Source organism: Roseibium polysiphoniae (genome assembly GCF_014842925.1).
Classification (GTDB): domain Bacteria; phylum Pseudomonadota; class Alphaproteobacteria; order Rhizobiales; family Stappiaceae; genus Roseibium; species Roseibium polysiphoniae.
In genome coordinates, this window is record NZ_JACYXJ010000003.1 from 228,261 (window position 1) to 242,503 (window position 14,243).

A 14,243-nucleotide genomic window follows, 5' to 3' on the forward strand; every position below is an offset into this window, starting at 1 on the left:
CGGCGGTTCGGTAAACGGACCGCCGTCTTGTTTTGTCTGGACGTCGTCATACTGAAACCTTAGACAAATCAGAATGCCGGGCGTCAAAGGGGGACGGAAATGACCATCAAGGCGGAGACGTTGCATCAAACGACACTTGAGCTTTCATCGCGCATGATGGGGCTTCTGCTCCTGCTGGTGGCAGCTGTTTTCTGGATGGCCCTTTTATCTTCCAATGCCGATGCGCAGGGCGCGCTCGGCATCTTGACGGACCTTTCAAGCGACAAGACCGAAGCATCTGCCCCTGCGGAGCCAGCTCAGCCGGCGGCTGAAAATGCTGCGGCTGGCGCGGAAGAGCAGTCCCGAACGATGGAGTTTTATGTCGCAAGGGCGCTCAAGGCGCGCGATGTGGTCTTGCAGATCCTGAAGAGTGCTCCGGACCTGCATGAAACCATCGGCGCGACGCTGCGATCCAAAGGCGGGCACGGAGACATGGGATGGCTTTGGGCAACGCTGCCTGGGGTGGTCGTGGCGATCGGTCTTGGCCTTTTGGGCTATCGGCTGGTTCTTATGTGGGGGCGCAGGCACTTTGCCCATCGTTATTCCGAAGGCGTGCAGCCGCGGGCAGACAAACTCAGCTACCTGTTCTTGCGCGGCCTGCTCATGCTGGCGGGCCTTGTGGTGTTTGTCGCGATCGCTGGCCTCATTTTGTTGTTCCTGAACCGTGGGCCGGTCAGCGCGCATCAAACGGCCATTGTGATTTTGAGCGTCACGACACTGTTCATGGGGCTGCGCATTGTCTTCCTCAATTTGCTGGTGCCAAATGTGCCCAGCCACCGTGTCTTTGCCCTGTCTGACAAGGATGCGCTTGGCCTTTACCGCAGCCTGATTGTCGGGACTGCGGTTTCAGCCCTGGCACTGGCCCTGTGCAACTGGATGGACAAGCTTGGCTTGCCGAAGGATGCGCATAAGCTTGCCCTGATCGCCTCGGCCTTGCTGTCGTGCCTTATCCTCACCGGCATCGCGGTGGCCTATCGGTATGCCATAGGCGCACTCATTCGCGGTGAGGCAGGCGAGCAGGCGCCCTTGTGGCGCCGGGTGCTCTCCAGATCCTGGCATCTGGTTGCTGCGGTCTATTTTCTGGCTGCCTGGGCGGTTTCTTCGATCCGTATCCTGCTCGATCTTCCTGATGCGACCGGTCTTGTGGTCGCGCCTCTGCAGGCGCTGCTTATGGCGATCATCGCCTATGGTCTTCTGGTTCTTCTGATTGATCGCGTGTTGCTGCCGCGTCTCGACACGCCCAAGGTTCAGGCCTCACTCGCCGCCGACATCGAACGGGCGGAAGCCACGGAAGGCGAGGACGACCTGGATCCCCAGGTCACTCAGGCCCAAGCCCAAGCAGAAGCGGCCGACATGGAAGCGCATCGCTCGCCTTTCCGCCATCTGCTCGATCATGGTGCGTCCATCCTTGCCTGCTTTGGCGGTCTCGTGATCCTTGCCCGGCTTTGGGGCGTTTCGATCACCGATGGATCGACCTATGTCGGTGGGATGATTGAAATCCTGCTGATCATCTTCCTCGGCTACATGGCCTACAAGGCGGTCGAGGTGGCGATTGACGGGCGTATTGCCAAGGAAGGGCCCGGTGAGGAAAAGGATGAGGAAGCCGAAGTTGGCGGCGTGGGCGAAAGCCGGATCGCAACCCTTCTGCCGATCTTCCGCAACTTCCTGCTGATCACGATCGTGGCGATTGCGGCGATGGTGGTTCTGTCCGAGATGGGTGTGAACATTGCCCCGCTCTTCGCCGGTGCCGGCGTGGTCGGGCTTGCAATCGGTTTTGGCGCGCAGACGCTCATTCGCGATATCTTCTCAGGCGCCTTCTACCTGCTTGATGATGCCTTCCGGCGCGGTGAGTACATCGATATTGGCAGTGCAAAGGGCGTGGTCGAGAAGATCTCGATCCGTTCCATGCAGTTGCGGCATCACCGCGGCGCGCTGACGACCATTCCTTTCGGCGAGATCCAGCACGTTGAAAACTTCTCTCGCGACTGGGCGATGATGAAGCTGGCCTTCCGCGTCACCTATGACACGGACGTCGAAAAGATGCGCAAGATCATCAAGAAGTTCGGGCAGGAGCTTCTGGATGACGAATACTATGGCCCGATGTTCCTCCAGCCGCTGAAGTCCCAAGGCATTCTGGCGATGGAAGATTCTGCGATGATTGCGCGGGTCAAATTCATGACCAAGCCTGGCAAACAATTCGAACTTCGCAAGGTCGTTTATGCCGGGTTGCAGGACCTCTTTGAAAAGAACGGCATCAAGTTCGCGCACAAGCAGGTCACCGTGCGTGTGGCGACTGGTGATGAAGAAGAGGGGCCACAGCCGGGCGATGCTGCCGCCAGGGCTGCTGCTGCAGGCGCTGCGGCGGCCGGTGCTCTGGAAGAGGCAGTTCAGGACGGCGATGACCCCGCCGATCAGCTCTAGTCGATAGCATTTCGTTGAAACGTCAAGCCGTCGCCTGGGTCTTGCCAGGCGGCGGTTTTTTATTGCTAGCCCTGCCAGAACGGCTTTGCGAGTTCACGGCGCAGGCTTTGCCGATCATAACCGGCGTCCTTCAGGACGCTGTCTGGCTGCCCCTTGAGTTCGCGTTCCAGTTTTCTTCGGCTTTGCCAGCGTTGATGCCAAAGGGCCAAACGCGACCTGGGGGGCTGGGCTCTTCCAGCTTCTCTAGCGTCTTCTGGATTGCCGGTTGTGTGAGAAAAAGTTGACGGGTTGTCACTGCTGGCGACAAGCGTCAGGTGAGTTTGTGATTGGGGCTGAGCGTGCTTGAAGCTCAGATTTCTATCTGTTTTTATGGCTGTGAGTTGCATTTTCTTTTCCTCTCTGCACGTATCATGTCAGGAGAGCGGGTTTTGCAAAACCGAATTAATCTCGCCAATATGTGAGGAAAACGAACCGATGGGACGCAGGCTCCTGCCACCACTATCTGCTTTGCCTGCCTTTGAGGCCGTCGCGCGGCTTGGCTCGATGAAAGCTGCGGCTGATGAATTGGGCCGGACCCATGGCGCGGTCAGCAAGCAGGTAGCTCATCTGTCGGAGGACCTCGGCATTCCGCTTTTCGCCAAGGAGGGGGTTGGTGTCGTTCTCACCAAGGAAGGACGAGACTTCGCGGCCACTGTTGCTGACATCCTTGATACATTGGCCGAGAGCCGCTCACGGTTTCAGCGGCGTGCAGATGATGCGGTCATTGAGATTGGCATCAGTGCGACCTATGCGATGCGCTGGCTGATGCCGCGCATGCCGGATCTCTATCAGTCCGTGCCCGGCATCGAACTGAGCTTTCGCATGACTGGGCGCGAACAGGTTCCCAATCGCGAGCTCGATCTGATCCTGACCTGGGACCGGTTGAACTGGTCGGATGGGTTTTACGAGGACCCTCATATACGTACGCTAGGAGACGTTTCGTTCGGTCTTGTTCATGCGCCTGCGGTGGTGCTTGAAAAGACATCGGCCGGGTATCACTGCGACACGCGTTTTCTCCAGGAGATCGCACCGCACACCTGGGCGGGCTGGGAGGAAATGACAGGCATCCGCGTTTCGGCTGAGCACGACCAGGCCTTTCCGCATCTTTTCCTTGCGATCGAGGCGGCGGTGGCCGGCCTTGGGGTTGCGCTTGTGGAGAAGCGATTGGTGGCGGAGGAACTGTCCTCGGGACGCCTTGTCGCTCCTTTCGGGTTCCACCGTATCGAGCGCGGGTTTGGTGCGATCATAACGGGCCGAGGCCGGGATCGCAGCAAGGTTCAGGCACTTTTGGACTGGCTTGAGCGTCAAGACTGAGCGTGTTTTAGGTGCGTCTAACCTTTTCTAGAGCCTTTCCTGCTCAAATGATCCCGTGCTGCACCGAGGCGATGTAGGTGCTTTTCCGCGTGCCTTGCGATGAGCGCGGGCCATTGTTCCTGATGCATGCGCTTGAATTGAGTTATTTTATCGTATAAAGATATCTTTATATCAAAATTCGACTTAGCAGACTTGGACGGCTTGATGATCGATCAGGACACTTTATCGGTTGAGGCGACGCTGGCATCGCTGCGTGCAGTGGGGGAGGCGACGCGCCTGCGCCTTGTTGCTCTGCTCGGGCAGAGTGAGTTGACCGTCAAGGACGCGACCGCGATCCTCGGTCAAAGCCAGCCCCGCATCTCCCGACATTTGAAATTGCTGGCGGAAGCCGGGCTGATCCTGCGGTTTCCGGAAGGGTCTTGGGTCTACTACCGCCTGGCGGACGGACCTGCAGCGGATTTTGCCCGCGATCTGGTCAAAAGGATCTCGGCAACTGACCCCGTATTGACCGCAGACCGTGAGCGCTTCCAGGCAATTCGCAAAGCGAAGGCAGAAGAAGCTGCGGCCTATTTCGCGGCGAAGGCCGCGACCTGGGATACGGAGCGTTCTCTCCATGCCGCCGACAGCGACGTCGAAAAGGCTTTGCTCCGCGTTTTGGGCGAGCGCCCGTTTCAGAGCTTTCTGGATTTGGGAACCGGGACCGGACGGCTGCTGGAACTGCTTTCCGACCGCTATGTCTCTGCGCTTGGAATTGATGCTTCCCATGACATGCTTTCCGTCGCTCGCGCCAATCTGGCGCGCATCGGTCTGAGCAATGCTCAGGTTCGCCACGGCGATATCTATGCACTGAATGTTCCGCCGCGGTCCTTTGACGTGGTGGCGATCCATCAGGTGCTACACTTCCTTGACGACCCGGCGCGTGCGCTTGCGGAGGCAGCAAGAGCGCTGCGGCCTGGTGGCCGGCTGCTGATCATCGACTTTGCGCCGCACGAACTTGAGTTCCTGCGGGAAACCCATGCGCATCGACGTCTTGGCTTTGGCCATGACCAGATGAAGCGTTGGCTGGAAGCTCTGGATCTGGAGATGGAGCAGGTCACCGACCTGGCCCCCCAGTCCGACGAAAACACCAATTTGACTGTGACACTGTGGCTTGCCCGGGATCCGCGTATCGTGACGGACCTGCCGGTGGCCGAACCGACCCGAGAGGTTGCCTGAGCATGACACATACATTGACCAAACGGCGTTCGCGCCAGGCGAGCGTTGCGCCGATCACTGCGTCTTTCGAGTTCTTTCCGCCCAAGAGCGAAAAGATGGCCGAGTCGCTCTGGACGACAGTTGGGCGTCTTGCGCCCCTCGCGCCGTCCTTCGTTTCCGTGACCTATGGAGCGGGCGGGTCAACGCGGGAGCGGACTCATAAGACTGTCGAGCGCATTTTGAATGAAACGGACGTCCTGCCGGCGGCGCACCTGACTTGCGTCGGTGCCTCCAAGGCTGAGGTCGACGCCATCATTCAGGATTACTGGGACATGGGCGTGCGCCATCTGGTTGGTCTGCGCGGTGATCCGCTCGAGGGCATTGGTGCAATCTACCGTCCGCATCCGGAAGGCTACGCCTATGCGTCTGATCTGGTCGCGGGAATCAAGTCGATCGGCGACTTCGATGTTTCGGTGTCCGGCTACCCGGAACGCCATCCGGAAAGTGCGGGCTGGGACGTTGAAATCGACAATCTGAAGCGCAAGGTGGATGCAGGCGCAGACCGGATCATCACCCAGTATTTCTTCGACAACGACCTGTTCGAGACTTATCTGGAACGGATCGCGAAGGCCGGCATCAGCATTCCGGTTATTCCCGGTATCGTGCCGATCCATAATTTTGAGCAGACGATGGTGTTCTCGGCCAAATGCGGAACATCGATCCCTGACTGGCTGGCGCGGCGCTTTGCCGGCCTGCAGAATGATCCCGACACGCGCAAGCTCGTGGGAGCTGCCGTGGCTTGCGAACAGGTCATGGACCTGGTCGACCGGGGTATTTCCGACTTCCATTTCTACACCATGAACCGCGCCGATCTGACGTATGCGATCTGCCACATGCTCGGCATGGGCAATCATGCTCCTGAACAACAGGCCGCCTGATCGGACCGGAAGGGTATTCTCGTGAAAAAAACTGATGTGTTTGATCGCCTGACCGAGGCAGCGGCTTCTCGTATTCTGGTCCTTGACGGCGCCATGGGCACCGAGATCCAGCAGCTGAAATTCGATGAAGCGGCCTATCGCGGTGCGCGCTTTGCCGACTGGCCTTCGGATGTGAAGGGCAACAACGACCTGCTGAGCCTGACCCAACCGGACGCAATCCGGCAGATCCACGTTGATTACCTCAACGCGGGCGCCGATATCGTTGCCACCAACACGTTCTCCTCGACCACCATCGCCCAGGCCGACTACGGCATGGAGGAGCTGGCCTATGAACTGAACGAAGTCAGTGCGCGGCTCGCTCGTGAGGCCTGCGATATCGTTGAAGCGAAGGATCCTTCACGCAAACGCTATGTGGCAGGTGGCCTCGGACCGACCAACCGGACGGCGTCAATCTCTCCGGATGTGAACAATCCGGGCTATCGGGCCGTGAGCTTCGATGATCTGCGCATTGCCTATGCGGAGGCGGTACGTGGTCTGATTGCAGGTGGTGCGGATCTGATCCTGGTCGAGACTATTTTTGATACGCTGAACGCCAAGGCGGCGCTTTTTGCGATTGACGAAGTGTTCGATGAAGTGGGCAAAAAGCTGCCGGTGATGGTCTCGGGCACGATCACTGATTTGTCGGGACGTACCTTGTCTGGCCAGACGCCGGAGGCGTTCTGGAACTCGGTTTCTCATTCCGAACCACTGACCATCGGGCTCAACTGCGCACTCGGTGCCAAGGAAATGCGCGCACACGTGGCCGAGCTCGGACGGGTTGCGGACACGCTGGTCTGTGCCTATCCGAACGCCGGCCTTCCCAATGAATTCGGCGAATATGATGAGAGCCCTGAGCATATGGCCGGGTTGATCCGGGAGTTCGCAGAAGCGGGGCTGGTCAATGTGGTCGGTGGCTGCTGCGGCACGACCCCTGCGCACATCAAGGCGATCGCGGAAGCCGTTGAAGGACTGGCGCCGCGTGCGATCCCGGATGTGCCAAGGCACATGCGGCTGTCCGGCCTTGAGCCTTTCGTGGTGACGCCGGAAGTCAATTTCGTCAATGTGGGCGAGCGTACGAATGTCACGGGCTCTGCACGGTTTCGCAAGCTGATCAAGACCGGCGACTACAACACTGCGCTGGATGTGGCGCGCGACCAGGTGGAGAACGGCGCGCAGATCATCGACGTCAACATGGACGAAGGGCTGCTCGATTCCGAGGAAGCCATGGTCACCTTTCTCAATCTGATCGCTGCTGAACCGGACATCGCCCGCGTTCCGATCATGATTGACAGTTCCAAGTGGACCGTGATCGAAGCCGGCCTGAAGTGCATTCAGGGCAAGGGTGTCGTCAATTCCATCTCCATGAAGGAAGGCGAAGAGGCTTTCATCGAGCAGGCAAAGCTCGTGCGCCGGTATGGTGCTGCGGTCGTGGTCATGGCGTTCGATGAACAAGGTCAGGCCGACACCTATGAACGCAAGATCGAGATCTGCGAACGGTCCTACAAGATCCTGACCGAGAAAGTCGGCTTGCCGCCCGAGGATATCATCTTCGACCCGAATATCTTTGCCGTCGCGACCGGCATCGAGGAACACAACAACTACGGCAACGACTTCATCGAGGCGACCGGCTGGATCCGTCAGAATCTGCCGCACGCTCATGTCTCCGGCGGGGTCTCCAACCTGTCATTCTCTTTCCGCGGCAACGAGGGCGTACGCGAGGCCATGCACTCGGTGTTCCTCTATCATGCCGTTGCGCAGGGCATGGACATGGGGATCGTCAACGCCGGACAGCTGGCCGTCTATGACAAGCTCGAGCCGGAATTGCGTGAGTTGTGCGAGGACGTTGTCCTCAATCGGTCGCCGGAAGCGACCGACAGGCTTCTGGATGCTGCCGAGCGCTGGAAAGGCGAGGGTGGCAAGAAACGGGAAGCTGACCTGACCTGGCGGACCTGGGGCGTTGCCAAGCGTCTTGAGCATGCGCTGGTCAACGGCATTGACGATTATGTCGTCGAGGACACCGAGGAAGCCCGCCATAATTTCGACCGGCCACTGCATGTGATCGAAGGTCCGTTGATGGACGGCATGAACGTGGTTGGCGACCTTTTCGGCTCCGGTCAGATGTTCCTGCCGCAGGTGGTCAAGTCTGCTCGCGTCATGAAAAAAGCCGTCGCGCATTTGATGCCCTTCATGGAGAAGGAAAAGGAAGAGAAGGGCCTTGAGGGCCATTCTTCCGCTGGCAAGATCCTGATGGCGACGGTGAAAGGCGATGTCCACGATATCGGCAAGAACATCGTCGGCGTGGTTCTCCAGTGTAACAACTTCGAGGTGATTGACCTTGGGGTGATGGTATCGGCTGCCAAGATCCTTGAAACGGCGAAGGAAGAGAAAGTTGACATTGTCGGTCTCTCCGGCCTGATCACGCCCTCTCTCGATGAAATGTGTCATGTGGCGGCCGAGCTTGAACGTGAAGGTCTCGATGTTCCGCTCTTGATCGGCGGAGCGACGACCAGCCGTATTCACACGGCGGTCAAGATTCACCCGAACTACGAGCGTGGCCAGGCGATCTATGTGACTGATGCCGGCCGTGCGGTCGGTGTTGCGTCGAGGCTCATGAGTGAAGGCCAGCGCGCGCCTTACTTTGCCGAGGTGCGCGAGGAATACGTCAAGATCGCCGAGGATCACGCAAAGAGCCGTGGCGGCGCGCAACGTGTTTCCATCGAAGTAGCACGTGACAACCGTCTGCAGCCGGATTTTGCCGCTCATGCGCCGGTCAAGCCGTCCTTCCTCGGAACGAAGTCGTTCGACTACTTCCCTCTCGAAAAGCTTGTTCCTTTGATCGACTGGACGCCGTTCTTCTCGACCTGGGAAATCAAGGGCCGGTATCCGGATGTTCTGACGGACAATCGCTATGGCCCTGCGGCGAAGGCGCTTTACGACGATGCCCGTCGCATGCTGGATGAGATCGTCGAGAAGAAACTTCTGACGGCACGCGGTGTCGCAGGCTTCTGGCCGGCAGCAGGCCGTGGGGATGATATCGTCCTTTTCGCGGACGATGCGCGGTCACAGGAGCGGGCGACCCTGCACAGTCTGCGCCAGCAGATGAGCCGCACGTCAGGCGGACGGGCCAATGTCGCGCTGAGTGATTTCATTGCGCCTGAAGCGAGCGGAGTTGCTGATTATATCGGCGGTTTCGCGGTGACAGCGGGTCATGGCGAAGAAGAGCTGGCCGCGCGGTATGCCCGCGAGAGCGACGACTATAACAAGATCCTCAGTCAGGCTCTTGCCGATCGCCTTGCCGAAGCCTTTGCCGAGAAGCTGCATCAGATCGTGCGCAAGGAACTTTGGGGGTATGCCGCCGATGAGACGCTCTCAAATGAAGAGCTCATCGCAGAAAAATACCAGGGCATACGTCCGGCCCCGGGCTATCCCGCGCAGCCGGATCACACGGAGAAAGCGACCCTGTTCGAGCTTCTCGATGCGGAAAAGGCGACGGGCATCCGTCTTACGGAAAGCTATGCGATGGCACCTGGATCTTCCGTGTCAGGGCTGTATTTCGCGCATCCGGAAAGCCATTACTTCGGCGTTGGCAAGATCGAGCGGGATCAGATCGAAGACTATGCAATGCGCAAGGGATGGGATGTTGCCCTCGCCGAGCGCTGGCTGGCTCCGATCCTGAACTATGACCCACGTCGGCTTGAAGCGGCCGAGTGATCGTAGAAATACGATGGAACGAACGCAGTGTTCACCAATCCGGTCCTAGTGGGTTCGGATTGGTCATACTATTTCCAGGACGAAGCGGTGCATGGCACCTGCGCTAGTCCATGGAGATACGAATGTCCGCAAATTCCAAGACAATCTTGAAGATCGATGCATCGGCGCGCAAGGAAGGGTCCATGACCCGCGAACTGGCCGATGAGCTTGTTGCACGCCTTGTCGAAGCTCGCCCTCAAGACAAGGTCATTACGCGCGATGTGGCGGCAGGCCTGCCTTTTCTGGATGAGGCGTGGATCGGAGCGAACTTTACCGACGCCGCCGAACGCAGCGATGAGCAAAAGCAGAAACTCGCGCTTTCCGACACATTGATCGAAGAGCTGCGCAGTGCGGATGTTCTGGTCATTGGCGTACCGATCTACAACTTCGGTGTTCCTGCGACACTGAAAGCCTGGATCGACCATATTGCCCGTGCGCGTGAGACGTTCCGCTATTCGGAAGCGGGTCCGGTCGGCCTTTTGGAAGGCAAGAAAGCCTATGTGATTGTTGCATCCGGCGGCACCAAGGCAGGGTCCGAGATTGATTTTGCAACAGGGTACATCAAGCATGTGCTTGGTTTTGTCGGGATCACGGATGTGACGCTGATCGCAGCCGACCAGCTGATGGAAAACGCTGCCGACAAGCGCGCCGCAGCGTTGGGTCAGGTGCGCGAAGTTGCAGCTGCAGCCTGATCGCATGTGAGCAGAAGGTTGCCGTTCAAGGTTGGCACTTCCGCCCGATCAATAAAAAAAGGCAGTGACGGTTCTTCCGTCACTGCCTTTTTGTAAAAACTACACGCCACTTTTTTTACTGAGAAACAGGTTCTGTCTCAGGTGGCTCTTGATGTGACCGCTTTCAAACGATCCCCAGCACGATCGCGCCCAAAAACGCGAATGCGGCGAAGAATGCGAGCATGTTTATGTTGCGTGTCAAGGTCATGTTGGCCTCCCAATAACCGCTCCAACCCGACAGCGATATTAGGCGAATGCAGGGTTAACACGAAAGCGAAAAAGTTGCTGCACTGCAAAGCATACGCATTTTTCATGTCCCAGATTGCGCAATTGTCGTAATATTCTATTTTAAATCAGTATCTTACTGTGTGTGTCGGTCTTGTGAATATCTGCCGACGGCTCAGCTTCTTGAAATATTCATTGAAAAATACGGGCGTTCATTTTTGGCATTCACTTGCCAAACCAGAGATATTGTCACTTTTAACTATTAGTTATCTGAGAGGGATTATGCTTCCTTAAGGTAGTCTATTGTTAAATATAAGATGTTAGGCATTTTAGTGAAAGTCAGCTGAACGAGAGGGTGCGGATGCTGAGCTTAAGCAAGCTGGCGGAACTTGCCAAAGATGGCAGTAAGGGGGGACGGAAGAGTCTGGTCAGTGCATTGATCGACTTGTTTGTCTCGCCTGAACGCGAGCACGCCGAGCAGGTCAGCATCATGTTCGGCGAGATCGTCATGAGCGTTCTCGACCAGCTGGAAGAAGAAACGCGGATGGCACTCGCCCAAAGGGTCGGTACGCTGCCTACGGCGCCCCGCGATCTGGTTGTCAAACTGGCCGCTGATGAGTTCAAGATTGCGGAGCCGGTCTTGAAAGAATCCCCACTCTTGACCGAGGAGGAGCTGGAAGCGATTGCCCTCGACGGATCAATGGAACACCTCGAGGCGATTGCGACACGCGATGTCCTGGATGAAAAAGTGACCAACGTTCTGGTGGATCGCGGCAATCGCAAGATCTTGGAGAGCGTCGCCAATAACGAAAACGCGCGGATGGCTGACCAGACCTTCCTGAGGCTTGTTGAGAAAGCGCGGGCGTGTCCCGAAATCCAGGAAGCGCTCATCCAGCGTCAGGACATGCCGGCCGAGTCCGCCAAATGCCTTTTGAGTTTCCTCAGTGCAGAATTGATGGAAAGGGTCAAGGCGCTCGGCGGCGACAATGTGCTCGCCGAAGTGATGGCGGAACGCGCCGCCGAAGAAGTGAAGGCGCGCGCCAGCCACCTTGAAGCCAGCCGGAATGAAGCGGCTGAAATCATCGATGCCGTTGCCAACAAGAAGAAGACCCTGGACGAGGCCGTTTCCCAATTTGCCCGGTCGGATCGGGCTGCGGAACTAGGTATTCTGCTTGCCAAGGTGGGCGAACTTCCGGCTGCCGCTGTGTCACGGCTGATCTACAGCCCATCGGACAAGCCGCTGATCATTGTTTGCAAGGCCCTTTCGGTTTCGGATGCGGCTTTCAAGGACATTCTGACCATGCGGGCGAGAAAGCTCCAAAGTGGTGGCCTTGAGCTTAACGATGCGATCAATCGCTACGCGGCCGCATCTGTCGCCGGTGCAAAGCAATCGCTCGAGGCGATCCGTGCGACTGGTGCGAACATGGCCAAGAAGGACGAGCCAGAAGTTGTCGAGGAGCGCGGTGCCTTCATGCGCAGCAAGAAAAAGCCGAAAGCGGATTAATCCGCGACCCCCTTCCTCAGTTGCGTTGCAAGCTGGCAGTCATGGCCGCCGCTGACATCAAAAATCCACCACCGATGCGATTGACCAGACGCATGAATGCAGGTGACCGCATCCGGTTGCCGACTGCAGATGCGGCGAGCGCATATACGGCTGCATTCAAGACTCCAAGCACCACGAAGGTCGCACCGAGCAGGAACAATTGCGGAGCGACGGCTGCATCGGGCGCGATGAAGTGGGGCAAGAAAGCCATGAAGAAGACGATGCCCTTCGGGTTCAAGGCTGTCACCACATAGGCATGCAGGAAAACCTTTCGCGCTGGCGCTTCAGCAACCTGATGCGGTTCCAGCGCTTCGGGTCGGTTGCGCCACATCTTGATGCCGATCCAGAACAGATAGATTGCTCCCACCCACTTCAAAATGTCGAACATATAGGCCGATGTCGCCAGGATTGCGCCAAGTCCGAGGAGGGAGGCTGCTGCAGCGGTCGCATCACCAAGACCTACGCCCAACACGCTGGCGGAGGCCGACTTGCGTCCCTGTGCCAGAGCGTAGCTGACAACCAGCATGATGGTGGGTCCTGGAATGGCCAGCACGATCAGGGTCGCGATGACATAGGCTGAATAAAGTTCGAGAGTCATGGTCGAAAAGCTTTGCGAAGTGGTTCAGTGTCGCGAAGAGTAACGTCTTCAGACCAAGGAGAAAATGGTGAATTGCGCAATGCGGCTTCGAGGCAACCGATTGCAAGAGCTATGGCAGGGCGCGTGGCTCCTGGGCGTCTTTTTCCTTGCAGCTCTTGTTTTTGCGGAGCCAGGGTCTGCAAGCGACGCTCCGGTTCCCGTTTCCAAGCCATCTCTGCCGACAGATCAAGATGATAAGCTTGCAGATGATGAGACTGTAAAGGCTGAGAACAGGCGCGAGAGCACTGCGAACGAGGCAGTGTGTGAGATCGAGCTTGCCGAGATCGAAATTGTCGAGAGCGTTGAGGGCGAAAATGGCTGCGGCGTTCCGGCTGCGGTCAGCCTGTTGGCGACCACCGGTTCTTCGCCGATCAGCTTGTTGCCGCCGCCCACCGTGGGATGCGCCTTTGCTGGCAAGTTTGCCGAGTTCCTTTCCGGGCCCGCTGTGAAGAAAGCGAGCAAGGAAGTTGGAAGCGATCTTACGGGGCTTAGGGTCGGGCCGGGATATGTTTGCCGGCGCCGGAACAATCTCCCCGATGGAAAATTATCTGAACATGCGAAAGGCAAGGCACTGGACATCACCACCTTCGTCTTTGCCGATAACGTGGAGGCGTCAATTGCAGAGGACTGGGGGAAGGACACGCCTGAAGGCCGTGCGCTGAAGCATCTTCATGCTGGCGCTTGCGAGGTCTTCACCACGGTTCTGGGGCCTGATGCCGACCCCAATCACAGTTCTCATTTCCATGTCGACACCGGATGTCATGGGCGTGACTGCACCTACCTGATTTGTCAGTAGGGGCCGTAGGAGAGCTGCGCACAAGAGCCCGCCGGAAGACCGGCAGGCCCTTGCTTCTGTCAGTGTCGGTAGGTGGGTCTACCTATCCCAGATATCGGGCCGGGGGCTGGTCACTGACAGAACTTCTGCTCACCGCGATAGGTTGTGTATGTTCCCGTCGACGGCTGGAAAGAGCGGAACTTGTCCGAGCAATAGCGGTACCAAGCGGGGCTCCAGGGCTGGAGGCCATAGCCAGCGCCATGAACGCGTCCAGGAGCTGGTGCCGGCGGATAATAGTTTCGTGCCGGGGCTGCATAGCTACGCTGGCTGGTCGCGCCGAGGATGATGGCGCCTGCGGCCAGGCCGATGATGCCGGCGGCGACGGCGGCGCCTGCATTATTGTTGTGCTTCTTTGGTGCATGGCCGCGATGAGGACGATGCTGGCCGTGGCCGCCAGAATGTTTGTTCCAGCCTTTGCGAGGGCCTGCTTCGGCCATGGAGATTGCCGGCAACAGCATGGCGCCGGAAAGGGCAACTGCGAGAATGCGCTTGGTCTTGGTCATGTCATGCTCCTTCGTCTTCTGGGCGGCGCCTTGGC

10 protein-coding genes are annotated in these 14,243 nt (G+C 58.0%); 8 read left to right on the forward strand and 2 right to left on the reverse strand.

Going from position 1 to position 14,243, the window contains the following annotated elements; all coding sequences use genetic code 11:
- Nucleotides 1–99: 99 nt before the first annotated feature.
- The 7 genes from IG617_RS08060 (at nucleotide 100) to IG617_RS08090 (ending at nucleotide 12,194) form a co-directional block, all read left to right on the forward strand.
- A complete protein-coding gene (locus IG617_RS08060) occupies nucleotides 100–2,460 on the forward strand; it encodes a mechanosensitive ion channel family protein (protein WP_209008355.1) in 2,361 nt (786 codons plus the stop codon).
- 474 nt (nucleotides 2,461–2,934) lie between these two features.
- Nucleotides 2,935–3,813: a LysR substrate-binding domain-containing protein gene (locus IG617_RS08065; protein ID WP_192108724.1), complete on the forward strand. Its 879-nt coding sequence runs from the start codon at nucleotides 2,935–2,937 to the stop codon at nucleotides 3,811–3,813.
- A 204-nt stretch (nucleotides 3,814–4,017) separates the two neighbouring features.
- Nucleotides 4,018–5,028: an ArsR/SmtB family transcription factor gene (locus IG617_RS08070; RefSeq protein WP_192108725.1), complete on the forward strand. Its 1,011-nt coding sequence runs from the start codon at nucleotides 4,018–4,020 to the stop codon at nucleotides 5,026–5,028.
- 2 nt (nucleotides 5,029–5,030) lie between these two features.
- Nucleotides 5,031–5,945, forward strand: a complete 915-nt coding sequence (gene metF / locus IG617_RS08075) for a methylenetetrahydrofolate reductase [NAD(P)H] (RefSeq protein ID WP_192108726.1) — start codon at nucleotides 5,031–5,033, stop codon at nucleotides 5,943–5,945.
- 21 nt (nucleotides 5,946–5,966) lie between these two features.
- The gene (gene metH, locus IG617_RS08080) at nucleotides 5,967–9,695 is read left to right on the forward strand and encodes a methionine synthase (protein ID WP_192108727.1); all 3,729 of its coding nucleotides are present in this window, start codon (nucleotides 5,967–5,969) and stop codon (nucleotides 9,693–9,695) included.
- A 122-nt stretch (nucleotides 9,696–9,817) separates the two neighbouring features.
- Nucleotides 9,818–10,426, forward strand: coding sequence for an FMN-dependent NADH-azoreductase (locus IG617_RS08085; RefSeq protein ID WP_192108728.1), 609 nt, complete (start codon nucleotides 9,818–9,820; stop codon nucleotides 10,424–10,426).
- A 625-nt stretch (nucleotides 10,427–11,051) separates the two neighbouring features.
- Nucleotides 11,052–12,194, forward strand: coding sequence for a DUF2336 domain-containing protein (locus tag IG617_RS08090; RefSeq protein WP_192108729.1), 1,143 nt, complete (start codon nucleotides 11,052–11,054; stop codon nucleotides 12,192–12,194).
- 16 nt (nucleotides 12,195–12,210) lie between these two features.
- Here IG617_RS08090 and IG617_RS08095 read toward each other — a convergent pair whose 3' ends face one another.
- Entirely contained in the window at nucleotides 12,211–12,831 is a 621-nt protein-coding gene (locus IG617_RS08095; RefSeq protein WP_192108730.1) for a LysE family translocator, read from the reverse strand.
- 64 nt (nucleotides 12,832–12,895) lie between these two features.
- Here IG617_RS08095 and IG617_RS08100 point away from each other — a divergent pair, with 64 nt between their 5' ends.
- A complete protein-coding gene (locus IG617_RS08100; RefSeq protein ID WP_192108731.1) occupies nucleotides 12,896–13,666 on the forward strand; it encodes an extensin-like domain-containing protein in 771 nt (256 codons plus the stop codon).
- A 110-nt stretch (nucleotides 13,667–13,776) separates the two neighbouring features.
- On the opposite strand, the gene IG617_RS08105 is transcribed toward IG617_RS08100, so the two are convergent.
- Nucleotides 13,777–14,208 (reverse strand): BA14K family protein, encoded by a 432-nt coding sequence (locus tag IG617_RS08105; protein WP_192108732.1) that lies wholly within the window; start codon nucleotides 14,206–14,208, stop codon nucleotides 13,777–13,779.
- Nucleotides 14,209–14,243: the final 35 nt, after the last annotated feature.